This window comes from Comamonas sp. CMM03 (assembly GCF_019218715.1).
GTDB lineage: Bacteria > Pseudomonadota > Gammaproteobacteria > Burkholderiales > Burkholderiaceae_C > Comamonas > Comamonas terrigena.
The window spans coordinates 1000138-1024540 of sequence record NZ_JAHUXB010000001.1; the positions used below are offsets into that span (position 1 = coordinate 1000138).

Below are 24403 nucleotides of genomic sequence, written 5' to 3' on the forward strand. Positions count from 1 at the left end.
TTTTCAAAGGTGGTTTGAGTGTTATGTGCCATATCCTCTGTGCGCCTTACAAGAAACGATGGCGCACCCAGGAAGAGGCGGCTCATCCAGGTGGGAAAGAACGAAAACCTGCGACACTCGGTGCATGACCGAGATAAATCGTGATTTCCAAGTGGTCGAAGGCATGCCTGAGGAAGTGGACTGGGTCCACCTCCTCGAGGTCATGGATGCAAGGGATTCGATCCCTATCCTGCAGAGGCTGTCACGCCGGCGTAAACCGGCAGCAAACTCCCCGCTTGCAGTAGTTGAACCAGACTCGCCGGCAGCAAGCCCGAAAGATCCGGGCGAGCAAAGCACGAACGAATCAGTTTGATGAAAGAGCACACTTGACCTGGTGCAACCTGCTCACGCAGATTCATCAGGTTTTGGTACTCATCGTCGCTGCAAACCACCAGCCACTTGTTTAGAGTGGTGTGAAACAGGATTCGCTGATCCTGACTCCACTGAGGCAATGCATGAGCATGTGACATGGTCGTCTCCAAAAAATGGGACAACCACCCCATAGGGACGATTGTCCCCATGGTGGGTAAAAGAGCAGGCGTCAGCGCTGGAAGCGTGCCGCCAGGTCATCAAGAGCTACCAGAAAACTATCCATGGCATCCGCATTCTTGCGGTTGTCGCGGTAGTGCTTCTCCAGTCGCCAAACTTCGTCACGCACTGCGGTGTAGACCCGCTGCGCCTGATGCTGCGAAGCCGTTGTATGTGTGATCTCCATGATGGAGCAGACCTTACAACGAACGACAAACGCCTTGCCACTCAGGCTTCTGACAACGGTGATGGAGTCGCCATAGTCGTTGACGTCCCGAAGGATGACGCGACTATGACCAAACCAGTGGCCATACAAGTGCTGAGCGGAATAACGCAGACAGCGGATCAGCCGCAGCGCCCAAGCCAAAGGATTGAGCAAGCGGTAAGCCTCTTCTGGTGGGTAGCCAAGCATTGCTGCACGACTGGCCAGAAACGTCTGAAAGGTGTGGATCATGGTTGTCTCCAGAATTTGGAGACAACCGCCCCCAGGGGACGATGGTCCCCATGGTGGGTTGAAGTGTGATTTAGAGCAGCTTGACGCCGGCAACAATCAAGCCGGCAAGCGCGATTTGTGCAGTGATAAACCACCGCAACTGGTCATTAAGCTTAGATGCAATGACCCCCTTGAGATTGCTCTCAGAGGCATCGATCTTGGCCGATAGCAAAGCACCGTCAGACTTGGTCATGAGCTGATCGCGCATTTCTGCACGAAGCTTCTCCTGGCCAGACTGGATGGCGGTTTCCAACTGTCGTTCGACGTCACGGGCCTTGTCAGGTGCAACACCTGCAGAGGTCAGTGCTTCGAAAACGCTGAGTTCTATGGGCATGCCCATGAGTGTACTCCTCCCAAAAAGGAGCGGGCAAACCGTCCCTGCAGGACGAATTCGCCCGCAGGGGTGGATGAAAAAGATGCTGCCCAAAGCGCAGTTGCGCTAATGCACGTTCACAGGGCTCAAGGTGCTTAAAACCATTCATGATGGTCAGATGGTTTCCCACAGAAGCCGGCAATCTGGTCCAGCCTCTGTGGGAAGCCATCGGCTTCCGCAATCAGTCTAACAGTGCTCCAGGCCGCTCAAGGCAGGCCAGCCATCACAAGGAGCTCAGATGGCCAACGAAAGGCGCGTGAGGCAACTCTAGCTTGGCTTTCGCCAGTGTTGCTCTAACCGCAAAGCCGCTGCGCATCAGGTCGCAGCCACCCTGGTTCAGACCACCCGTGCATGAGCACCATGCACTGGCAGAAGGCTGATGCAGGAGCCCCCATAGGAGGCGCCTGCAACAGCCCGCTGCGGCGGGCTGTGGATCGATCAGACTGGATACCAGGTCTGCTCGATGGCGTTGAATTTATAGCCCAGCTCGCCCATCTTCGCTGACTGCTTTCGCAGCACGAGACGGTCCACTGTAGAGTCGAATTTCACCGGTTTTCTGTCCTGAATCAGCGGCCAAAGTTCGCCCATAAGTGCGATGGTCTCCTCGTCGCGGCCGCCCTGCTCTAGCACCGGTGCTGGAGCAGCTTCCGGAGCTGGTCCACCTTGGTCGGTTTTTTTGACAGCCCCTGCAAGGCGCTGTTTAAGCTGGGATAGATCCGCGGAAGGCTTCTGTGCAGGCGGTGCCTGAACTGGTACCGGCGCAGGCCTTGATGTCGTTACCTCTTCCACCGGATCTGGTTCAAGCGACTCAGGTTCGCAAGTGCGTTCAGATTCGCCATCGAGTTGCAGGTCATGCAAACGTGCACGGATCTCAGTCACTGCCTTGCCCCAGGCCATGTACTGGCTCAGGAAGATTTCACTGACCCACACTGTGCCGGTGTATTCGCCGTCCTCAAACTGATCCAGGATTGGATCCTTGACTTTGAATTCACCGATGTCGGTGGAAAGGTCAGCGACACAGAAGTCACCAAAGCGGCCTTGCCGGATCTTCTTCACTCGCAAAGTGATGCCGGTCAGCTTGATCATGTGTATTGCGCTCCGAAGCATTGCAGGGAGGCAGCAACCGGCAGGGAGCATGCGTCCCTACGGGGTTGAAAAAGAAAACACCCCAGGCGCGAACGCATGGGGTGCCAGGTTGGATTGTCTAGTGCACTTCCGGTGCACCAGTTATAGGATCAGCACACACTATCAAAGTGTGCGTCAACGAGGGAGTGTGTCCCAATCAAAGTGCCTCGGCCCGAAGGCGCGCAAGTTCCAGAGGCTCACGTGCTGCACCAGCGAACTGGCATGCCTGTTTGAAAGTGATACAGGCAAACACTTGGAGTGAGCCGAGCATAGCGCAACTCTGGGGTGTCTGGGGGCAAAAAAGAAACCCTCGAACTGCCAGATGGCAATTCGAGGGTTCTTCAGGCGCATCGTTTACTCAGCATAGCTGTGTTCACGATGGCTGCCGTACCGCTGCGGCGGGGGAGCCTGGCGTTGGCCATGGCTCGCACCTTGCTGCGGCGCGTTGCGACGGGGATGAGCTGGTGCTCTGCCCTGCCACTGCCCATTGCCTCGATCAGGCGCTTGCGCGTGATGATCTTGGTGGTGGACTTCATCCTGGGCTTCTCCTTGCGGATACTGTTCAGGATCTGTACCAGGTAACGATGCCGAAGCATCTTCCTGGCCTGCAGGTCGCTCGTAGACCTTCTCACCATCAACCGAGATGGAATTGATGACCAAGAGTCGGCCCTTGAGGAGGACTGCAGGTTCGGTTTTGCCAGTGGGTCGACCGTCGACCTTTACCTCACGATCATAGAGATGCGGGTAAATGTCTCCGACGCGAAAACTCACGACAACCTTGGCACCGCGTTTAACGGTTTCCTGCATGTTCTCGATGAGCCCAATCGCATCCTCACCACTGACTCGAAGGTCAAAGTAGGTGTATTCGACGCTATCAGACGATCCACGCAATGCATTAATTGCACATGCGAGAAACGGCTCAGAGCTGCGGCCACGGCCTTTGACAGTGACCCAGCGGATACGGTTGAGATAACCGATACCGGTGGTGTGCAGGTTGAAATACTCACGTTGTGCAGCTTGTGCTTGCATGTTGATCTCCAAAGTTCCAATGGTGGACAAGGAGCACAGGCATACCCAAGCCTGACCGTGAGGTCTGGATGGGGTGCTGTACGTCCCCATCCGGGTTTTACGAAGTGTGCTTTGAGCCAGGCCTTGGGGGCCAAGCTGTTCGTCTTTCAAAAGCTCAGACGATTCTGTGTGCCTTTCGGCGGTTCACGGTTCAAACAATACAGACCAGAAAACAACTCGTCAAACACGGTTGACAGATTGTGCAGCGCCCGACTCTAAGAGAGCGATGGCTTTGCGAATCCTCTCACCATGGAGTTCCAACAGCCTGGGGCGCATCTCTTGGAATCTCTGCCAGGCAGCATCCAGCTCCTGCTGGATTTGATCCGGCTTTTCTGCAAGACGACGTGCGATAAGTTCTAGCGCCTCAGTGAAACAATATTTCAAGGGATAAATTGCTGATGCATATGATTCAGATATTTCGCTAAGATTGCTAAGCGTATTAGGCATTACCGTAGCAAGAAGTAGGTACTTATCTTCAATTGATTCAAGCTTTCCGAAGCGACTGGCTTGCACCAGAGATACCGTGCGTTCAATATTTTCCTTACGAACCTTCTCGTTCTTCAGCTGAATCGTCATGGCCTTGCGGTAGACGCCAGCAGCTGCAGTCAGAACAGAGATTGCATCGTTAATTGCTTTTTGTTCGGCTGCAGTCAAGTCAAGATCAAAAGTTCTGATGTTCTGAAGTCCACCAGCCAGGCGCTTAAGATTGGTTGCCTGCTTCTTACTCTTTACGCTGCTGCCAAAGAGAGCAATGCTTGCCACCAAACGTTTTTCGTCAATCATTCAAATCTCCTCAATCAGGTGTAGACAAAAAAAAACCCACCACCTGGATGACCAGGAGTGGGTTGGTTGGGTACTGGCGACTTCAGCGATCAGTGCCAGTTGCCTTGAGAGGCTTCGGCAAACAAATCACATTAGAACCAGGTGAGAGGTGTGCCTCACGAAATGCTTTGCGGCACTTCGCTTTGACATGCTCTTTCTGCAATAAACGTACAAGTCCCATGCAGCTCCTCATAACGAGAAGACAACATGCAACAGCACTGTTCTTGGCACGCATCGCTGCAATGCCAAAGTCGCGTGCTTTCGCATAGCGCATTTGAGATCGCTTCACAGTTTCCTGAGCTTTGAGGTATGCACCAAAGAACTGCAATTGCAGGTCTGGGTACTGCTCCAAAGTTGAAAGAAAAATGCGTGCAACAACAGGATCATGCACACGCTGAATCATGCTCGTGAGCATGCGTGCATCAGCACTGCCTGGGCTTGTCTGTTGGGTGCCAAACGAGTTGTTGGATTGGGTCATGGTCGTGTCACTGAAACGGGCAACACGACACCCTGACGGGACGATGTTGGTCCCGTGGGGTTGATAAAATGCCCTACTCCGATTGATTAGACCGGGCGTGCGACTTGCAAGGGCTCAGGCGCTTGATGGTGCTCATTGAGCAGTCATGCGCTAATTTTAAACATGAAAAGATTGCTCCGTAAAGAATTTAATTGCATAATTAAAGCCCAACAACCACAAACCTTAAAACGACCATGTCCTCCTATAAAGCCCTTCTGCAGCAGCGTGAACAACTCGAACAACAGATTCAGCAGGCCCGCAAAGCTGAATTGAGTGAGGCGGTCGCAAAGGTGCGAGCGCTGGTCACTGAGTATGACCTGACGCAAGAAGACGTCTTCCCTTCCTCCAAGCCGAAGGCCACTCGCCAGACCGTCGCTCCGAAGTACCGTGATTCCGCTACTGGCGCCACTTGGACCGGCCGCGGCAAACCACCGAAGTGGATCGACGGCAAGGACCGCGCACAATACAAAATCTAATTAAGATTTGATTGGAAGAAAAAAGGCCCCGAGGGGCCTTTTTTCAATTTGGTCGTCTGTTCAATGTAGAAAGCACATCTTCTGTGTGCATAGTCCATTGAGAGGTTTCTTGGCATCGCCATGAAATCAATGTAATTGTCTGCTCAAAGTCGTAGTGGAGATTGCGCTTCAATAACGGTTCGTGATGTGCAATTCGATTGCGAAGTAGACGGAGATGCTCAAGACGATTTTGAATCAAACTTCTACGTTGTTGGATAGATTTTGTCAGATCCATATTTGGCATAACACGGTCTAGATGGTTATTCCACAAATCACCGTCAAAACGCCCTGTGAACATGCGTTGCCAGAATCCAAAGTTCAACTCGGCAACTACCTTGCCCGTACTATTTTCGTCATCCCTAGCATCGACAAGAATTCCTCGTGACCGTTCGGGAAGACTACGGACGAAACCTGAATGCCATGGCCAACGCTCGCCAAACGTAGCTTGTAAGGCATCATGAACTGCATTCCGAATTACGACTTCCGCAATAGAAAGCGGCACCATCAAGGCGGCGCTCACTCTAGAATTCCATGCGTATAGTTGAAGGGCGCCTTCCAATGGCGGATTTGTTGTGGATTCGACTTCATAAGTAACCATTCGCGCCGGGGAAAGAGCGGCACGAATGGCCTCACTAGGACTGGTTGTCATCTACTTCGGACTGCTATACAATGACTCGCATGAGCCACTAGGATTGTGGGCGAAAGCCTCCCCTAGGGACAATCGATGGAAAGGCCTGGGGCTAACGCCTCAGGCCTTTTTCTTTGCCTCTATCATACGTTTGGAGAGGCGCATCATGCCAAAGCCTCCTCTTCCAGCAGCACTTCTTCAGGAACGGTTCGCACACTCTGTCTTTGTTCGCTGGGCAAAGCAGATTGCGCAGCTTCAATCACTTCCACTTCAGTGGTGCGCTTGCTGTCTTGAAGCTTCAGCACACCTTCGTCAATCGTGCCAGGGATCACAGGCACCAGGACCAGCACATCTCTCTTCTGTCCCAGCCGATATGCACGGTCTTCGGCCTGGCGCATCAGCGCCGGAGTCCATGGCATGGAAGCAAATGCCACCAGGTTGGCTGCCGTCAGCGTGATGCCCACGCCTGCTGCCATAGTTGTGCCAATGAAGACCTTGATGCTGGGATCGGTCTGGAAGGCATCAACCGCGGCCTGACGCTTCTTCGCTGTGTCAGAACCCACCAGGCTTACGCAAGCAATCTGCAACGCTACCAGGGCCTGTTTGAGCGCATCTACAGTGCTCATGTACTCACAGAAGATGATGATCTTGTCATCCGCCCCCATGGCCTGGACAGTGTCAATCAGGAAGGGAAGCTTGAGGCTCTCCAGCGTCTTGCGCAGCCGCACGATCTTGGGCATGGCCTGCAAGGTCATATCGCCATAGATCTCGTGGTAGCTTCCAAGGCCTTCCGCGGGAGAAATGTATCGAAGCTGCCGCTCTTTGCTACCCAAGTCGGAGAGCACAGACTTGCTGCGGCGGATCATCCAGCCCTTGATGGCCTCGGCCAACAAGGCACGCTTCTCTGGGCTGCCGGCATACGCCTTGCGGAAGTCAGCAAGGGTCATGCGGCCGAGCCTGTGACCGGTGATGCGCAGCAGGGTGTGCATCTCGATCTCACGGTTTAGCAGCGGTGTGCCCGTCACAACGTAGCAGCGATCGATACGAGCGGCAAGGAGGAACACATTGCGTGTACGACCGCTCTGGTACTCCTTGAGATAATGGGCCTCATCCACCGCCATGACAGCGAAAACCAGCGCTGTCTCGCGCACCAGTCCGCCCATACGCTCGTAGTTGCCAATGACCCAGTCGCACCCTTCAAGCGTGGCGATCCGGTCTTCACCGACCATGCCGATCACTGCTTCGGGGTAGACCATGCGGATCTCGCGTTCCCAGTTCAGCCGCAGAGACGCTGGACAAACAATCAGCACCCGCCCTTGGCCGGCAGCAATGCGAGCTGCCACAACAGTCTGACGACTCTTTCCGAGCCCCATGTCATCACCCATGCATGCACCTGACTGGCGGATCATGTGAACGACACCCTGGGCCTGGTAATCGCGGAGCGTCCCATCGTCCAGGAAGGCGCTCAGAGCACTGCTGTCGAATGGCAGATCGTCTGCATGGCCATGTTCAGTCGAGAGGAAGCCGCTGCCCTCTTCCTCACCCGGTCCACCGCCACCACCACGCGGCGGCGGCGCTGCAGGAACGGTAATGGGAGAGCCTTGAGAGCCAGGACTTGCCAGATCCTCCAGCACGACCGGCTGCTCGTGGACGAACACATACTCAGGTTGCACGCCGGCAATGCTTGCCAGCCGTGCGATCACCACTTCCGGCTCAGCCCGGACCTGCCAAGCAGATGCATGCTTGTGGAAGTACCCTCCGAGACTGCGCAATGCGGATACGCAAAACGGGTCGTACTGAAAGCTCACGGCCCACCGGCCGCGCTGGAGGTCACCACGCGCCAAAGGGAAAATCTGGATGTCGAGCAGCTGCGTGAAGTAGTCAGGCTCAACTGCCGCGAGCGCTGCTTTCAGCGTCACATCACTGCCTTGCAGGTCCACATACTGGCCGTGGTACACATCCTCAAGCGTCTGCGTCATACGCTCTACATTCGACGCTTCCAGTAGCCACATTCGGCGATTGCCAGACCACCAGGCTCCGTATTGCGCCAGGGGCCTGTTTAGGCCTGGCACATTGGCGAGCTGCAACCCAATTCGTTTTCCATCACTGCAGGCCTTGATTAGCAGCTCAGGTGGGCTGATATTGACTGGCTTGAGCATTTTAATTATCTGTGTATTCCAGTATCAATATGGAATGCTGTCCTCAATCCCCGATCCTGGTCGCGTGGGCTTGCTATGTATAAAGGCCTGAGCTGGCTCTTGGCCGTTGTGAGCCACCAGCATGAAATAGGCCGCTGGATCATGTTGGCTGTGCAATTGGAGGTCAATTCCTCTTCTCAAAATTGTCGCAGCAGATCGCCATTTTGAGATGACCACTCTTACCCGGTCTTCCTGCACTTCGACTTGAACTAATGGAAGGCCCTGCGGTGTGCTTAAGGAAGCACACCTAACAGATTTCCTCAGCTCAATTTCTGTCGAGTGATCACGGGATATGCGTTGCGCAGTTTTGGAAATAGGATCGTTTATAAATGATTCAATCCTCTTAATCAGATGATAAGTGGTTGGGACAGATGGAAGTCGTTTCAAATATCTAACAGCCTCCTCCAGCAATGCCAAGGAATCATGAAGAGCTGCAGACATAAATTCGGAATTTGATATTTGATTCATCAGGCAGCTTTCACAATTATCAGTCTTCTCGCATGTTGAATGGCGACGTCACATGCATGTCTTCTTTTACTCAATCCATCATGGATTGATGCAGAGCGAATCAAATCGGCGTAACCACAGATAAACGATCGCATCAATTCGCTGGTCGTAGCGACCAACGAGCAGGCTGTCACTGTTGGACTCATCGTCGATCAGGACAGTCAGGCGTGCTTCCCATGTGCCATCGCTTTGCGGCAGGCATGTGCCGATACAGGAATCACCACGCACTGCATGGGCATACATGAAAACAGGTGCAACCTCGTCTTCATATTCCGTGCTCAAAACTGCCACAGCAAAATAACGGCCATCGTCGAGCAGAGGTATTTCCTCAGTGTGGTGTTGATTCAGTTCGGACATTGCAATGACCTATTTGGTTTTTTAGATAGCTCTATTGAATGCGAAGGAATTACGCCGACTGTTCGTGTGCCGACTGTTCAGCGTGGTCCTCTTGCCCATCAGGTTGAGCTTGACGAGCTGACGCCTGAGCGAAAACGATCTTTTCGACCCGGGTGAGTTGCAGAGCAATATCCTCAGCAACGATTTTGATTACCTGGACTTCACCGCCACGTTCATCCTTGGCCTTGAAGTCACGCTCCTCGCCAACAACCAGAACTCGGCTGCCTTTGCGCAGCAGACGTGCAACGTCACGAGCCTTTTGACCATAGATTTCGACTTCGCGCCAGAAACCTCCGATTTGTTGCACCTCGCCGGATACTTCATCCCGGCCGTACCGCCCAAACATGACGCGCATGGTGGCGACTTCAAAGTCACCATTGCGGCCCGGAAGAATTTTCAATTCCGGAGAGCCGCCCAAATTACCTTTGCCGATGAACATGTTCTGCATACCGATTTCCTTTCAGTGCGTGTGAATCACACGACCAGGTGCACAAGGTCTGGCCGTGCCAAAAATCAAAAGAGTCTTCGCGGGAAAACGTGTGGCGTGGAGTGCTCCACCATCTTGCGGATGCGCTTGATTTCAGAGCGTGCATCAAGGTGGTCCGTGTTGAGCTCCTGAGCACGCGAGCTCGCCGACCGACACCAGGCCTGGATGTTTTCGGGAAGGGCTTTCGTCAGCGCGTCGATCTCGTCCCAACCCACATGCCGGCTGGACCCAAAGCGTTCACGCCAACGCAGGAAGACGTACCCACTGGCAGAGCGCTTGTGCAGCTCAAGGTAGATGCCCAAGCCTGCGACAGCCTTAGAAGCCTTGGCGAGCTCCTGCATCTGGGTGGCACAGCTATCCAGCCTGCCAACTTGTTGCCGCAACCTTGCCAGGTTGCCCGTACCCGTAAGGGCCTTTACGTCAACTCGTTTTTGACAGGCTTGATCCCCTGTAGCTTCCTTTGCCCAAATGACGTTGTTGACGGCTTGTTCACGTCCGATGTGCTCTGTCTGCCCTTTCATCACCACAACCCTTTCCACACCAATCCCTTTGATTACAAAAGCTTCAAACTCTTAACCGCTGGCTCAGGCAGCAGGTGCCCCAGCATTGGCATCAGGCGCGGCTGACACAGCGCCGGCTTCACCATGCTCGGCGGCTTCCAAGCGCCCGCCTACATCAAGCAGTACGGCGCGCTCAGCCTCGCTCAGCGAGTAGCGGCGACGCGAATGCGATGGGGCAATATCCCCCTTGTAGATTGCCGATGGCACTGGCCCAAAAATCTCCAATGCTGCATGGACACGCTTGGCTGCATCCCCTTCTTGATTGACCCAGTCCACGCGGCTCAGTGCACGCATATCTGGCTGGCTGAGCCAGCGATCAAATCGTGTGGTGCCGTAGAAGACGCTCAGAATCGCCCGGGAGACCTTGCCGAGTGCATCGCGAGCCTGCTCATCGGTCTTCATGTTTTTGCGTTGCAGCGTCTTTTGAATGCGGACGAAGTAGTCGTACTCAACGATCAGCATCGAGATGGCATAGCCATAAGGGCTGCGAAAGCCAAGGTTGACGACCTGGGGACTCGATGAAGAGAGTACGGCCAGGCTTAGTCCACGCTTTCGCATGGCTTCGAGCTCTGCCTCGGCCACTTTGATTTCCGAGCGCAAATGCTGCAGCACCTCGTTCACACCGTGCTCGTGACGGACCAGGGCCCAGTCGGCGTACGGGTTGTCGTTCTGCGTCAGCTGCCACAGGTTCTTCAGTGCAGACGCGACGCGCTTGCCGCCCATGATTGGCGCGTTGCGAGAGCCAGGCTCCCGAGCCCGGCCGAGAAACATCCGATAAGCCTCGATGGTATGGATGGTCATCTGGTCGCTACTCTCATCGACCAGTCCACCAAGCGCTTCCAAGCCCATCACATCTGACCGCTGTGCCAGCACGTCCGCACCGCCACGCTCGGCATGCTCAGCTTGCATTTGAGCCAGTCGCTCACGCCGATCCAACAACTCCACATAGCGGTCATACAGCGGATCGCTTTCCTTTGCACCACCAGCGATGAACTTAGAAAGTGCCGCAGTTTCTTTATCGATGGAGTAGCCGTCGCTGAAAGGTGATTCAGCTTCGGTCTCAAACTGAAGCGTTGGCGCAAGCAATGCTTGCAAATTGGCTGGAGCAATGCCTACTGCAGCGGCTTTGGATTGAAGTGTGGTTGCCACGATTTCCCCTTAGAGTTTTTGTTGCCTGTTTACTCAGGCAGTTTCGAATCATCTGAATCCTGGATTGCTCCAGAATTACCATCTGTTTGTGCGCCAGATTCACGCAGAGCCAAATCTGCATTCCATGCATCGAGAAATGGGAACACCTTTTTGCTGACAGCCGGCAGTCGTTCAGCAATTGGAGTGCGAAGCAAATTCAGCACTGCTTCACGATCCACTTTGATAAGAGTTTCAGATTTATGCCGAACACGGATCGTAATGAAACCAAGCTCTTGCAATTTCTGCAGGGAGCGATGAACGGCATCCTTTTTGAGATCGCCAGCCAATTGGACATCAGCCAATTGATATACCGAAACGGCATATTCCTTCTCGTCGGCATATTCTTTCAAAAGAATCCAGAGAACGCAGGAGTCGTTGTAAGAGCGAATCCTCTGAATTAACTGCGCAAAAAGTTCATTCCCATTCATAACTGCTCATCTTTCTGTCTGTCGCACTTCTGAGATAGTTGGTACGCCGTACCATCTGTCGCACTTCCGAGATAGTTGGTAAGCCTTGCCATCTGTCCCATTTCCGGGATAGTTGGCATGGCATGCCATCTGTCCCACTTCCGAGATAGTTGGCACGCCGTGCCATCTGTCCCAGATTGGGATACTTGACGTGGCATGCCAACCAGTGCTGGATGATTGGTGTCTTTCATGGTGCGCCCCGCAATTTGCGGCCACCGGTTTGCCGGTCACGAATCTGAGCTCTACGAGCCCGCGCTTCAGGCGAATACATATCAATGCTGGAGGTTGGTGCTGGCACGAGTTTCGGCTGCTCACCTGCGTTTTTGCTTTGGCGATCCAGCAGTTCTTGACGCTGCTTACGATCCTCAGCAACTTGCTTCGCGTACACAAATACAACAGGGCCTGTCCCCAGGTTGCGGATGAGCCCAAAAAGCCAGCCAGCAGGGTTGTTTATTGCCTTTGCCTTGTTTAGCAAATGGCCTTCAAGTTCATCCAGCAGTTGCTGGCGTTGTTCTTCAGGAACTGCCCCCAGGACCTCAAGCACCCCATTTCGCTGGTTGTCACTGAGCTTGTTCGTGATGAACAAAGAACTCGGGTCTGCTTTGGGGAAAACTTCTCTAGGACTACTACTACGTCGTAACGTAGTTGTAGTTGTATTTATCCCTTGTATATAGGTTGCAGGAAACGGCAATTCTTGTTTGCAGGAAACGGCGGAATTTTCAGAATCAAGTTTGCAGGAAACGGCATTTTTTCCGGCACCAGGTTGAGGGTCGATGCCCTGTACCGTAATCCTCAGCAAGGCCCTGTCGCGCTTGGATTTTTCGCTATCGGTATCTACTGCAAGCGCATTGGTCGGTGAAGTTCGAACCTGTCGATTTCCGACAGGTTCATCCGATGACAAGAAGTCCAAGAGCAAGTCACGAGGTCTGCTGGACAAAGGCTTCGATGCACTATTTGGCAAGGCCAGGGATAGCTGTAGAAAAGATGCGCTGAGCCCATCAAGGGAAGGCCCTTGAATTGGTGCAGCCGGTGCAGTTTGGCGTTCCTCAGGATTGCCGGCCGTTGACTTAGCTCCGCGCTTTTGCTTCAGCGGTTTGATGGCCTGCCCACGCAAGCACATCAAAAGTGCTTCCATGTTGATGCGCAAAAGCGAACCGCCAGCGCTGGCTTCTTGAATCAAGCCCGAGCGCTTGAGCCTTTCCCGCGCATTGCGTTGAACCTTGGGTCCCAAGCTCAGCGCGGTGGCAATCTCGTCCTGGTGAACTGTGATGCAGCCGTTGTCGATCTGGCCACGCAGCAGACATTCACGGTGGCGTTGCAGGACGAACGACATATAGAGGCCGGCTGCGATACTGCCGACCACATCGGCAAGTGGCTTGTAATAGTTCTGGCAACCGCGAAACCAGTTCGAGACGGTTTCCCAACTGGGTTTTACAGCCTGGTCACTATGGGCCAGGAACTTCGTCAGAGAAGCCACATTGAGCCGGTAATGCATGACTGCGGGCCGGCCAATGAGGTTCTCTTCCAAGAGCCCTTCGGTCAGCAGCAGTTCGCGCACAGTGGCTTGCTCAGTACGAGACAAACCTATGGACTGCTGCCACTGTTGAATGGACATGTGAAACCATCCCTCTCGCTTGGGATGATTTCGCAAACTGTGCCTTGTCCAATACAGGCTCATGCCCACGAAAATCGCTGCTTTATGGCCCAGCTTTTCTGCCAGAAGCGGATGAAATGGAACAAACCCACGCTCATCCAGATGCAAGCGAATCTCTTCATGCACCGTGGACCGCACCGGGGGGGCTGTGCTTGCCTGGGTGCCGCTATGAGTCGCGGCATAAGGGGCAAGCAGAGGTTGCACGCTCACAGAAGCTCTCCCCGATTAGGAAGCCTGCGAAGTGAGGTGGCCGGAGGTGGCCGTGGTGTCAGTCAAGCTCAACGCATCCGTCAGAGGCTGAACTTGCTGCACGAGAAGATCCATGAGGCGCTGGGTATTGATGCGGTAATGCAGCGCTCTGCCTTTCTCGCCCTCCTCCGCCAAGATCCCAAGATCTACGAGCGATTTGCGGCAGGTCTGCTGCTGTGCCCGTGTGATGCCTGTGGCTTTCTGGCACTCGGCAGAGGTCATCTCAATCAACACGGAGCCAGTTTCATCCTTGCCTGGTGCACGCTCCAGTGCGTAGGAGAGCCACAGTGCCGCAAGAACATTTCCAGTCAGGTCAACAAATGCACGGTGAATGGTAATTGGTGCTTGCCCAAGCCACTCGAGCATCATGGCTGATTGAATGTGATTTGCTTCTTGCATATCTATGCTCTCTTTAAAATCTTAATATTCAGGAATAGTGCTTGGTTTCAACTGATTTATTACTAGACAACGTTCCATAACGAACTGGAACATCATCAAACTCTTTGACAGTTGAATAAAGCGTATCAATCGTGAATGAGGGGAATTTCTGATGCAGTTCAAATAACCAGTTTCGGAGAGATTCCTCTTGGGCATTGACTGTAATACTGTGCCAAGCTCTGTGAATCTCATCTCGCACTTCTAAATCTTTGGGCATTCCGGTTCTGCCGGAGCTGCTTTGACCAATCAGCGACTCGCGCAAGCGGCGAATTTCATCTTCTGAGCGCTTAAATAGTCTTTTAAGCAATTGGCGGGGGGCTCCATGTATGACGAAGTATTCACACAGCTCGTCATCTCTTCGCTGCCTGTCCAGCCCCCCCAATTGCTGAAGTAGTTCACGTGGGGAAAAACTGATGCTCAATCCGCGCATACGCGAAGCAACATCGATCAAATCTCTTGTGGAGCGATGCCTTAATTGATCTATCAATTCAGCATCGCATCCCATAGTTAGTAACTGGTCAAGACCCTGCTCTGTTTCAATAAGTCGAACAATCTCCGTCAACAGCAAAAAATTGAGCTGACCGTTAGATTGGATATCGACGGGAATCTTGCGCGTAGTCATGACCAGGGAGAGCTAAGGTAATTCAGGAGAAAAGCAGTTTGAAATCAGAACTGAATTTCTCGGGGAACTGATGATGAAACGCTGAGAGCGTTTTGAGCAAAGCAGAAAATGCGGGACCAACCGTGGGGTGAGACAACACCATCCAGATGTGCATTGACGTCACAACGAGCGTGCCGTTGTTGCTGAAGGCAACGCCAGCCGCTTGGCAGCGCTCCTTCATCGCAGACAAGCCAGCCAGCTTGGCCTGGACCCATTTGGATTCAGCAGGCATACAGTTGGCCAAGGCTTCATTGGCTTGGCCACTAAAGCATGCCAAAAGTGGCCACAATGCTTCACGTTGACCGGCCATTTCTTCCGAAATCTTCTGGTCATTTATGAAGTCCATGGATTCAGGGAAATCCACAAAGAAACCAAACGGCAGGCGGTTTTCAGCAATGATGAAATCTGCAACAGGAACAATTGCATTCAGCGCAGAAATATCTGCAATGAGCTGCTTGCTAAATTGATCCAGAGTTTTACTCTCTCCACCAGCTGCAGTGCCACCTTGTTCAGAATTAGCACCACTTCCTTGGTTAGGGACCTTGCCAAGCATGCCTCCTAATGGAGCTTGCTTTGCTTGGTTGCGAGGTGTTTGAGGACCTTTATCATCAGTGGGCTTGGCTGCCTTCAAAGCCTCCACAGTGGCTTTTGGATTACTTGCCAAAAGCTCTAAGGCAGCAGGCATGTTGTCCACATTGATACCGACGGCCTTTGATACGACCGATTGGAGGTCTGTTATTAGGCTAGGAATATCAAGAAATGGTTCTTTGCGCTCAGCAGGATCTATTTCCTTGTTGCTTGAATCAAGAGTCTCCAGATCATTTCCATGCATCAAGAAGATGCTTTCCATCTGGTCTTTAACTTCTTTTTGCTTATCAAACTTCTTCGACAGTTCGATATAGGCACTGACAGCAGGACGAATAATGGTATTCAAATCCTCGGTACGCAGCCAAGGGCCGATCAGTTCCAATTCATCAACTGCAAAAATAAAGTTCTGAATCATCTTGATCCCGTAATTGAGACCAATCTCCTTCAGTTCTTTATTAAGCTCTGCCGCACTCAAAGGCCGACCTTGTTCCTTTTCAAATTCTTCTTTGAAACTAATGACCCCCTTTGCCCGCTCCCAGAAGGTGATGTCACCACGGTTATCGTTTTCTGCCAGGTGGGCAGAAATAACTTTGGCATCACCAGGCCATTTCTTGGTAATCACTGTGAGCGTGGCGAACTTGGTATCGCCCTCAGCGAACAGTTCCTTGGCCAGCTCAACCCGTGTGTTGCCTCCTCCATAGGGGAAGTACTTGTCTTTCGGTGACCTACGAGTCACCGAGATCATGTTGGTGATGCCCTCCGCTTTCATGCTGGCCTTGATGTCCGCACGCTTGGGGTTGGGTTTGCTTCGCGGGTTGTGGTTGTATGTGACGATGTCGTCGATCGACAAAATCGTCACAGCACCGTCTGCTTCGTCCATGGGGTCCATCCCCGCGGTGGCGTTGCGCGTCGGGGTATGAAGTGCCGCCTTTGCTGCGTCGAGGCGCTTTTGCTGGGCGGTAGGTGCAGGAGCGTTCATGCTTTCCTGTGGATGTGTAAGGTGGGAAGATTCAGCAGGCGTGGCTGTGCCTTGAGCGGCTTGCTGCCGCTTTAGATGCTCAGCACGACGAACCGCCGTAAGCGTTTCGGGAGTGCGCATGTGGACCTCCGGATCACTGATCGGCGGAGACGGTTGCGCTATTCAGGTCGATGAATTCCCGGTGATTTGGGGCATACAGCCCTTCGACGCTGGGAATGAGCTCCCACAGCAGCCTGTGCATGGTGTCTGAAGCTTTGACTGGATCGATCCAGTGGACGGGCACTTGAGATGTTGCGGCTTTCCGATAAGCCACAGCAGCCGGCACAAAAGCTTCCAGCAGAGTGATACGACCGCTCAAATCAATAAAGCTCTCTTTGATGATTTGGGTGATTTGCCGGCAGTCAGTTGTGTTCTCTGTGCGGCTGAGAACCGCCTTCATTGGAGGCATGGTCAGGCCCAGATTCGACACACACTCGTGGCGCTCAATCAGTTTTTTAGTGCCCGAGATGAACTCTCGTGCGGAAACCATGTCCGGGGAAACAGGGACCAGCAGCATGTCTGCGGCCATGATGGCGGCGTCTTGCAAGTGACCAACTGCACCCTGTGTGTCGATGATCACAATGTCGTAGGCACTACTGATCGCGTCTTGCTTCAGAGGTCGCTTCAAACGGAACGCCAGATCCATGGGATTGCGCGTGGCCATCCATTCCTGCAGTTTTCCGTCCTCGGTGTCCGACTGAACGATGTGCAGAAGGCCTTCGGACAGAATTTGCGGAGCACGTTTCCCTGTGTAGCTTGCGGGAGCTAACAGGCAATGCGATATGCAATCGGGCGTGAGAAAGCCCGAGCGCATCAGTTGAGTAAGTCCGTTGGGAGATTGGTAAGACAGCGCGTAATAGCGCGAGAGGGACGGTTGAATATCAGCGTCAAGGAGAAGGACGCGAAAACCGATGTCGGCAAGCAAGCCGCCCAGGTTGGCGGAGTGGGTGGTTTTACCTTCACCACCCTTTGTGGAAATGATTGTAAAGATGAGCATGTTGACCTCGTTGATGGGTTGATCCATTCAACTTGTCGTACATGCCAAAACTCATCACAAAGTTGTCAGTAAATACACATCGTATTCTTGTCAGAGATGCCAGAAAACGAGAAGCAGATCGCCAGCTTGAGGCTTATGCACCGGCCTCCACGGTCTTGTTGTTTGGTGACCTCGCACATCTGCCGATACCCAGCTATGAACTCGGAACACCCGATCACTTCTCATGGATCTCTTTGAGCGAAGCTGCAGCACACCACCATGCGTCCCGGCGTTGCCGCTGGGCGCATGGTGGTGCTCATGCAGCCGCTGTTGTTCAGAGAGCGCCGTATTCGCTCAGCTTCTTGCTGAACTGGAAGGTCCACAGTCGCTGCGCGCGATCGTTGACGTCGTTGGTGGCAAAGCGCAGGCTCGCCGCGCCCTTGGCGCATTTGCCGTCGTTCACGATTTTGCCGTCGGCGTCCACCATGCATTTGGTGACGTCGGAGCCTTCGATCTCCTTCCCGCTGGCGTCCAGCACCGCCAGCGAAACACCGAAGTCGGTGTCGTTGGTCAGCGCCAAGGTGTGGTCGTCGACCAGTGCTAGGCCCTCGGCCTTCTCGGCCACCCAGCCGGTGGCGTTCAGGTTGAACAGCCGGGTCTTCTTGAGCGTCACGATCTTGGAATAGTCCGCGCCGTTGACCGGCTTGCCGGTCAGGCTGCTTTTTTCCAGGTCGGAGCCCAGTGCGGTGATGTCGGTCACGTTAGCCGGAAACTCGATCAGTACCAGATCGTTAAAGACTTTTTTATCATTGCCCGTGCCCTGCTCTATGGCGATGAATTTTCCCTTGCCCAGCGAGACCACATCCCCCAGCTTGGCGTTGCCGGTCTTGCCCTGGCTGTACCAACTGCTGTCTACTGGCAACGCAAACAGGCGGGTCTTCTCGGTGGTGGGGTCAAACTCCACCCAGCGCACAAAGCGGGCGTAGTCGCGCACGTTTTCCGACTTGCCGGTCGCGCCGGGAACGGCTGTGCTGGTGTAGTCGGCCTTGCCATCGTCCAGCGGGCTTTGGAGGAAGCCGTGGAGCTTGCCGCTGGCCACATCGATGCTCAGCCCCTCCATGCCACGGTTGGCGCGGCGCTTGGCGAGGATGGCAGGCAGATCGGCTGCGCCGGTGCCGGGCTTGTATTTCTTCTGGATGATGCCGGTGGCCGGGTCGATCTTCACGATGAAGGGGCCGTATTCGTCGGACACCCACAGCGCATTGCGTGCTGCATCCACCACCACGGATTCGGTGTCCAGGCCGAATTCGCTGTAGCCCTTGGCATTGCCAGGATAGGTGAAGGAGTCGTCCAGAACCTGTTCGCCCGTGTTGCCTGTGATGCCGCGCGGTTGTACCCGGCCATTGACGTTCTGTGTGGCGCTGAACTTGATCGGCAGGGTCGAGACGAGCTTGGCGCCATCCTTGCCGAGCGTGATCACGCCGATGGACGGCGTGAAGTTGGGCGATGGAAACACCGTGGAACTGGCGAAGCCCGTGGGGTTGGAGCCGTCGGTGATCTGCGTGACCGGGCCGGTGGTGGCGTTCGGGCCGCGGTCGGTGATGGCGTAGAACTCCAGCGTGCCGTCGGCGCGCCTGCCCTTCAGGGCCAGGCCCGAACCGTAGGCCGGCAGAAAGCCTTGGGGGAAATCGGCCTTGGTGGCGGGATGTTTGCCTTCATAGGGGAAATAGAACTTGTCGTCGAACTGGACATCCTGGCGCGTGACGATGGCGCTGATGCTGCCGACGCCAGTCGTCTGCGTGACGGTCTCGGTGCCTGTGACCTGGAGCGTACGGGTGTCGGCGCAGGCGCTCAGCAAGGCGACCGCAGCGGCAGTCGCTGCCATCAGGCAGAAGGAAGAATTGAGGTGGCGCATGGCGGGTATCGCGGGTATGGCGGGAGAAGAAGATGGAAGGCCCAAAAAACAGGCCCTGCGGGGCAAGGGCCTGTTCCAAGGTGGAGGTTCGCTACGAAGAGACGCTGGCGGCGTTCAGAACGAGTGGCTGATGCCCAGGTCCACACCGCTCGAGCTGGCATTGGCAACACCCGCGGGGCCGCCGATCAGGCCGACGCTGGCACCGTTCTTGTTGCTGACGTGCGCCACACCAGCGTACAGCGAGGTGCGCTTGGACAGGTCGTAGACATATCCGATCGAATACTTGTCGGCCTTGCCGCCGCTGCGCGTGAGGGCGGTGGCATTTCCGCTGAATTTGGCGCTGGCGTACTTGATGCGGAGATTGCCCGGGCCCAGAGGCAAGGCGCCGCTCAGGTAGAAGCCATCGACCTTGCCGGATGTTCCGGTGCCGACGGGTTCCCACTTCAGGCGGTTGTATCCGCCGCTGAGCACGAAGCTGCCGAAGTTGTACGAAGCGCCCAGTGCCAAGTCGTCCAGGTCGCTGGTTGCGGCAATGGCGCTGGGGGTGGTCACCGCACGGTTTCCGGACATCTTGCCGTAGCCGATGCCCATGTTCAGCGGGCCGGAGCGGTAGCCCAGGCTACCGCCGACGTACTTGCGGGCCTTGCTTGCGCCGGAGCCGGAAGTATTTTCGTCACCGAAGGATGCCGACAGCTGGCCGTAGAAGCCGCCCAGGTCGCGGGGCAGCAAATAGCTCACGGAGTTGCTGATGCGCGTGCGATCCACCGTACCGCTTTGGCTGGCGGCGTTGTAGGCTGTCTGGCGGATGGTCTGGAACAGGTTGGCCTGCACGCCGGTGGTGGTGTCAGGGCCACCGAAGGCGGTGAAGATGTTGTAGCTGGGGGTGTAGTCGCGACCCAGGCGGATTTCACCCCAGGTCTTGTTGGACAGTCCGATGGTGGAGCGGCGCTCGAAAGCCAGAGAGCCGCTGCTGCCACCGGTACCAGCGTCGGGGTTGAGGCCGCCTTCGAGCCAGAACTCAGCCTGGTTGCCGCCGCCGAGGTCTTCCTTGCCGCGGAAACCAATCAGGCTGGTCTTGCCTTGGCTGGAGTTCAATGCATTGAGTCTGTTGCTGCCGGACTTGGCGCTGGTGATGCCGACGTCCACCACGCCAAAAACGGTGACGGAAGATTGTGCCAAGGCCAAGCTGGAAGTCGATGCGACAAACGTGCCCATCACGAGTGCCAGGGTGCGCGAGCGCGCTTTTTGAGTTTTCATTGCCGAGATACGAACTGAACTGATCAAAGGAAGTGGCGGTGGCTTTCTGCAACCGCTGCGGAAACTCTAAGCAACGCACAAGTACTGTTTGTGACAGTCATTTCGTGTGGTGTGAAAGTCACTGCCGCCGCGCATGCCGTGCGCGTTCCGGCGTCAAGGCCGTCTTGCTGCGTTCGGGCTCGGCTTGCAAGACGGCACTGGTGTTCGGTGCTGTCCCGGGATTGACCCGTCGCATCGTCGCGTTACCACGTGCGCTTGCCCAGGCCAAATGCGTGCCGCACCACGATGGACTTGCATCTGCAAGCGCCGACTGGATGGCCCCTCCTCCACCCGTTCAGTCAGATGTTTTTGGGCAGTTTGTATTGCACAATACAAACCATTGATCTCCAACACCATGCCCGGTACTGCTCCGACACACCAGACCTACTCCGAGTTGCAGCAGGCCTACGACCATTTCAATGAAGCGTTGTTTGATGGCAGGTTGCCCCACTGCCTCCTGACGCTCCAGCGGGAAAAGCGCACTGTGGGGTATTTCTCGGCCGCGCGATTTGCGTCGCTCGAAGGGGCCACGACCGACGAGATCGCCATCAACCCCTCCTACTTTGCGGTTGTCCCGCTGGTGGAGACCATGCAGACCTTGGTGCATGAGATGGCCCATCTCTGGCAGCAGCACTTCGGTCAGCCAGGTCGTGGCCGCTATCACAACGAGCAGTGGGCACAGAAGATGGAATCCATCGGCCTGATGCCCTCCTCCACCGGCCAGCCTGGCGGCAGGCGCACCGGGGACATGATGGCCGACTACCCTGTTGCCGGCGGCCGCTTCCTGGTGGCTTGTGAATCGCTTCTGACCAGTGATTTCTCGTTGAGCTGGTACGACCGCTTTCCTGCCGAAGAGCACGTGCAGCTGGGACAAAACACCGTGTCTGCGCAGTTGGTCGGTGTCATGGGCGCTTCAGCCCCCATCAAAGACAACCCTGCCCTGGCCGGCGCGGTTCGCCCTGGTGGACCCAGCCGCAAACCCATCGCAGAAGTTGCTGTTGGCGAGGTGCCCTCCGCCCCCGAGGCCGCACCCAACAAGTCGAACCGCATCAAATACACATGCGGCGGGTGTCCGAAGCTGAGTGTCTGGGGCAGGCCCAACCTGAATATTGTGTGTGGCGACTGCGGTAGCCGATTTGTCGCTCTGAACTAGCAGAAGCCAGACGCAGAAGAAAATTTCAGGCGCTGTTTTCTCAGTGATGCACCTCACACTGGTGCATCAGGCTTGAGGCAGAGAGGTGTTCTGCCCCCAGGGTGGTTCATTTCCGGTTCTTCCGCAGGGCTCGCGCAGGCAGGTTTTTGCGTGCCGGGGCCCGTGCCAGGCGTGGCCGCGCGGCAGCCGCATCGGCCAAAGGATGGATGGGTGCCTGCGACTGCTGCGTCACATGGCTGCGCATGGCGGCCAAGGCCTTCAGATCGTCAATGCGCTCCAGGGCCGAACGCAATGCCTGCTCGGCCGACAGCTGTGCTCCGCGCGTTTGCACCAGCTCTTCTTCGGAACGCACGAAGCGCTCGTGCAGTTCTTCGTAGCGTGCCTGCTGGCGGCGCTCGCCCTCGGCCTGCTGCTTTTTGCCTGTGGCCAGATCCTGTCGTGCGCGGTCCAGATCGGCCAGCATGCGGCGTTCATTGCCGGCAAACTGTTCGGCTAGGCGCTGGCGCTCGGCGGATGCGGCCTGCAGTGCTTCGGCGTGCTGCTTGTGGTCTTCTTCCCGCAGACGGTTCTTCTCGGCCACTTCGTTGCGCAGCGCCTGGATCTGCGCCTCACGCTCCTGCAGCAGCTGCTGCATCTCGTCCTGGCGGCGCGACAGCTCCTGTGCCTGGCTGCGCGCCAGTTTCATGGCGTCGTCCATGGCCTTTTTCTGCTGGTGCATGGCCTCTTCGCGCTGAACCAGGTGCTGCTCATTGGCTGCGACCGTCTTCTCGGCCGCAGCAATGGTCGATTCGCGTTCCTGCAGCAGCTGCTCTGCTGCCTGCCTGGATTGCTCCAGTGCGCTCACCCACATCAGCTGCGCGGCCTGGCGCACCGGTTCCGGCACGTCGTCTGCCGGCTCCTGGGCTGAATCCGCCACCCCCAGGCGGGCACCCAGCGTGGCAAACCAGGCTTCCAGCATGGGGCTGACGGTATTGGGCGAGCCACGGCCAATGTGCTGGCGCACGCGCTCGATCGTGGGACGCAGACCCTGGGCGATCAGGGCGTCTGCGGCACCCCATACATCGGCTTCCTGGATTCCTCGCGTACTTTTGCTGGTGTTCATGCCCACATCCTTTTCGATTACCATCGATAAGTGATTGTTATCGTGATTTGTTGAATATTATTATATAACAACATACATGTGACGTATTAAACATAACAAACACTACATCATACATATGCAATATCTCGTCTCAGACACTACAAAGGGGGTGGAAACTCCGGTGCAACTGGGCCACGCCACCGTCAGCGCCATCAAGGACCTGCTGGCCGAGGGAGAGTCCGTTAACACCCGAGCCAGCTACCAAAGTGCCCTGCGCTACTGGCAGGCCTGGCACCGCCTGCGCTATGGCGAAGAAATGGTCTGGCCAACGGATGTGGCACATGTGCTCCAGTTCATCGTGGACCATGCCGAGCGCCAGACGCCTACCGGCCTGCGCTGCGAACTGCCGGAAACCGTGGACCGAGCGCTGGTGCAGGCGGGACGCAAGGGCCGCATGGGCGCCCTCTCCCACAACACGCTGGTGCACCGTGTGGCGGTGCTGTCCAAATACCACCAGAGCCAGGGCTGGCCCAATCCATGCCAGGACACGCATGTGCGCGAGCTGATGGCGCGCACGCGCAAGGCCTACGCCAAACGTGGCGCCATGCCGCAGAAGAAAGCGGCCATCACCAAGGAAGTACTGAGCGCGTTGCTGGCCACCTGTGACGACAGCCTGCGCGGCAAGCGCGACCGGGCGTTGCTGCTGTTTGCCTGGGCCAGCGGCGGACGCCGCCGCTCTGAAGTCGCGCAGGCCGAAATGCGCCATCTGCGCCGGGTGGCACCACAGGAATACCTCTACACCCTCGCCCACTCCAAAACCAACCAGTCGGGCATGGATGTGCCCGACAACCACAAGCCGGTGCTGGGTGCGGCCGGCGCAGCGCTGCAGGAATGGCTGACGGCCAGCGGCATCGTGGACGGCGCCATCTTCCGCCGCATACGCAAAGGCGGCCATGTGGCGGAGCCGCTGTCGCCTGCGGCCGTGCGCACCATCGTCAAGGAGCGGTGCGCACTCGCGGGGGTGGAAGGCGATTTTTCCGCGCATTCACTGCGCTCCGGCTTTGTGACCGAGGCTGGGCGCCGCAATGTACCCCTGCCCGAAACCATGGCCCTGACCGGCCACCACAGCGTGGCCACGGTGCTGGGCTACTTCCGCGCGGAATCGGCGCTGCACAACCAGGCGGCGCGGATGATGGATGAGGACTAGCCCGGTGATGGGGGGATCCCAGACCGCATCCACCTATCTTTTGCGGCCTTGCTGCTGCGGTGAAGCACCGCCTGCACGTCGCAGACGGCCCTGGCATTTCACGGGTGCACGCCGATGGGGAGCCATGCCAATGCATGCATTCCCGATCCGCGCTAGCACGCATCTGCGCCCTAGGGTTCGCACCCTGGTGATGCCAAAGCCTTTGCTGCACAAACCCAAAGTGATGCTTCTCCTCCACTGAATCTGGTGCTGCGGC

At 55.8% G+C, this 24403-nt stretch carries 26 protein-coding genes; 3 read left to right on the forward strand and 23 right to left on the reverse strand.

Annotation, left to right across the window (positions count from 1 at the left end; genetic code table 11):
- Positions 1-224 precede the first annotated feature (224 nt).
- From KW830_RS04510 to KW830_RS04540, 7 genes are all read right to left on the reverse strand, one after another.
- Positions 225-509 carry a hypothetical protein gene (locus KW830_RS04510; protein WP_218332273.1) on the reverse strand — a complete coding sequence of 95 codons (285 nt, stop codon included), beginning with the start codon at positions 507-509 and terminating at the stop codon, positions 225-227.
- Between the two features lie 71 nt (positions 510-580).
- The gene (locus KW830_RS04515; protein ID WP_218332274.1) at positions 581-1021 is read right to left on the reverse strand and encodes a hypothetical protein; all 441 of its coding nucleotides are present in this window, start codon (positions 1019-1021) and stop codon (positions 581-583) included.
- 70 nt (positions 1022-1091) lie between these two features.
- Positions 1092-1400, reverse strand: coding sequence for a hypothetical protein (locus KW830_RS04520; protein WP_218332275.1), 309 nt, complete (start codon positions 1398-1400; stop codon positions 1092-1094).
- A gap of 471 nt (positions 1401-1871) precedes the next feature.
- Positions 1872-2519 (reverse strand): DUF3275 family protein, encoded by a 648-nt coding sequence (locus KW830_RS04525; RefSeq protein WP_218332276.1) that lies wholly within the window; start codon positions 2517-2519, stop codon positions 1872-1874.
- A gap of 393 nt (positions 2520-2912) precedes the next feature.
- Positions 2913-3587: a DUF3577 domain-containing protein gene (locus KW830_RS04530; RefSeq protein WP_218332277.1), complete on the reverse strand. Its 675-nt coding sequence runs from the start codon at positions 3585-3587 to the stop codon at positions 2913-2915.
- Positions 3588-3806: 219 nt separating this feature from the next.
- Positions 3807-4409, reverse strand: a complete 603-nt coding sequence (locus KW830_RS04535; protein ID WP_218332278.1) for a hypothetical protein — start codon at positions 4407-4409, stop codon at positions 3807-3809.
- 82 nt (positions 4410-4491) lie between these two features.
- Complete coding sequence (locus KW830_RS04540) at positions 4492-4926, reverse strand: hypothetical protein (RefSeq protein ID WP_218332279.1); 435 nt, start codon at positions 4924-4926, stop codon at positions 4492-4494.
- 233 nt (positions 4927-5159) lie between these two features.
- Between KW830_RS04540 and KW830_RS04545 the strand changes: the two genes are divergently transcribed.
- The gene (locus tag KW830_RS04545; RefSeq protein WP_218332280.1) at positions 5160-5441 is read left to right on the forward strand and encodes an H-NS family nucleoid-associated regulatory protein; all 282 of its coding nucleotides are present in this window, start codon (positions 5160-5162) and stop codon (positions 5439-5441) included.
- Between the two features lie 43 nt (positions 5442-5484).
- Here KW830_RS04545 and KW830_RS04550 read toward each other — a convergent pair whose 3' ends face one another.
- The 15 genes from KW830_RS04550 to KW830_RS04620 all read right to left on the reverse strand — a co-directional run bounded on the left by KW830_RS04550 (position 5485) and on the right by KW830_RS04620 (position 20667).
- Positions 5485-6129 (reverse strand): hypothetical protein, encoded by a 645-nt coding sequence (locus KW830_RS04550; protein ID WP_218332281.1) that lies wholly within the window; start codon positions 6127-6129, stop codon positions 5485-5487.
- Positions 6130-6272: 143 nt separating this feature from the next.
- Entirely contained in the window at positions 6273-8087 is a 1815-nt protein-coding gene (locus KW830_RS04555) for a DEAD/DEAH box helicase (RefSeq protein ID WP_255578074.1), read from the reverse strand.
- A gap of 204 nt (positions 8088-8291) precedes the next feature.
- Positions 8292-8774 carry a hypothetical protein gene (locus tag KW830_RS04560; RefSeq protein WP_218332282.1) on the reverse strand — a complete coding sequence of 161 codons (483 nt, stop codon included), beginning with the start codon at positions 8772-8774 and terminating at the stop codon, positions 8292-8294.
- A 78-nt stretch (positions 8775-8852) separates the two neighbouring features.
- Positions 8853-9170: a hypothetical protein gene (locus KW830_RS04565; protein WP_218332283.1), complete on the reverse strand. Its 318-nt coding sequence runs from the start codon at positions 9168-9170 to the stop codon at positions 8853-8855.
- 49 nt (positions 9171-9219) lie between these two features.
- The gene (locus KW830_RS04570; protein WP_218332284.1) at positions 9220-9657 is read right to left on the reverse strand and encodes a single-stranded DNA-binding protein; all 438 of its coding nucleotides are present in this window, start codon (positions 9655-9657) and stop codon (positions 9220-9222) included.
- 65 nt (positions 9658-9722) lie between these two features.
- Positions 9723-10217 carry a hypothetical protein gene (locus KW830_RS04575; RefSeq protein ID WP_255578075.1) on the reverse strand — a complete coding sequence of 165 codons (495 nt, stop codon included), beginning with the start codon at positions 10215-10217 and terminating at the stop codon, positions 9723-9725.
- A 63-nt stretch (positions 10218-10280) separates the two neighbouring features.
- Positions 10281-11405 carry a PFL_4669 family integrating conjugative element protein gene (locus KW830_RS04580; protein ID WP_370626086.1) on the reverse strand — a complete coding sequence of 375 codons (1125 nt, stop codon included), beginning with the start codon at positions 11403-11405 and terminating at the stop codon, positions 10281-10283.
- Between the two features lie 29 nt (positions 11406-11434).
- Positions 11435-11872: a hypothetical protein gene (locus tag KW830_RS04585; protein ID WP_218332285.1), complete on the reverse strand. Its 438-nt coding sequence runs from the start codon at positions 11870-11872 to the stop codon at positions 11435-11437.
- Positions 11873-12098: 226 nt separating this feature from the next.
- Entirely contained in the window at positions 12099-13775 is a 1677-nt protein-coding gene (locus tag KW830_RS04590; RefSeq protein WP_218332286.1) for a hypothetical protein, read from the reverse strand.
- Between the two features lie 15 nt (positions 13776-13790).
- Positions 13791-14213 (reverse strand): hypothetical protein, encoded by a 423-nt coding sequence (locus tag KW830_RS04595; protein ID WP_192333350.1) that lies wholly within the window; start codon positions 14211-14213, stop codon positions 13791-13793.
- A 28-nt stretch (positions 14214-14241) separates the two neighbouring features.
- The gene (locus KW830_RS04600; RefSeq protein WP_218332287.1) at positions 14242-14874 is read right to left on the reverse strand and encodes an STY4526/YPO1902 family pathogenicity island replication protein; all 633 of its coding nucleotides are present in this window, start codon (positions 14872-14874) and stop codon (positions 14242-14244) included.
- Between the two features lie 22 nt (positions 14875-14896).
- A complete protein-coding gene (locus KW830_RS04605) occupies positions 14897-16600 on the reverse strand; it encodes a hypothetical protein (protein WP_218332288.1) in 1704 nt (567 codons plus the stop codon).
- Between the two features lie 13 nt (positions 16601-16613).
- A complete protein-coding gene (locus KW830_RS04610; RefSeq protein ID WP_255578076.1) occupies positions 16614-17543 on the reverse strand; it encodes a ParA family protein in 930 nt (309 codons plus the stop codon).
- Positions 17544-17829: 286 nt separating this feature from the next.
- Positions 17830-19410 (reverse strand): esterase-like activity of phytase family protein, encoded by a 1581-nt coding sequence (locus tag KW830_RS04615; RefSeq protein ID WP_218332289.1) that lies wholly within the window; start codon positions 19408-19410, stop codon positions 17830-17832.
- Positions 19411-19524: 114 nt separating this feature from the next.
- Entirely contained in the window at positions 19525-20667 is a 1143-nt protein-coding gene (locus KW830_RS04620) for a porin (protein ID WP_255578078.1), read from the reverse strand.
- 394 nt (positions 20668-21061) lie between these two features.
- Between KW830_RS04620 and KW830_RS04625 the strand changes: the two genes are divergently transcribed.
- Positions 21062-21859 carry a SprT-like domain-containing protein gene (locus KW830_RS04625; RefSeq protein ID WP_218332633.1) on the forward strand — a complete coding sequence of 266 codons (798 nt, stop codon included), beginning with the start codon at positions 21062-21064 and terminating at the stop codon, positions 21857-21859.
- A 106-nt stretch (positions 21860-21965) separates the two neighbouring features.
- Here KW830_RS04625 and KW830_RS04630 read toward each other — a convergent pair whose 3' ends face one another.
- The gene (locus KW830_RS04630) at positions 21966-22961 is read right to left on the reverse strand and encodes a DNA-binding protein (RefSeq protein WP_218332290.1); all 996 of its coding nucleotides are present in this window, start codon (positions 22959-22961) and stop codon (positions 21966-21968) included.
- Between the two features lie 115 nt (positions 22962-23076).
- Here KW830_RS04630 and KW830_RS04635 point away from each other — a divergent pair, with 115 nt between their 5' ends.
- Entirely contained in the window at positions 23077-24147 is a 1071-nt protein-coding gene (locus KW830_RS04635; protein WP_218332291.1) for a site-specific integrase, read from the forward strand.
- Positions 24148-24403 lie beyond the last annotated feature (256 nt).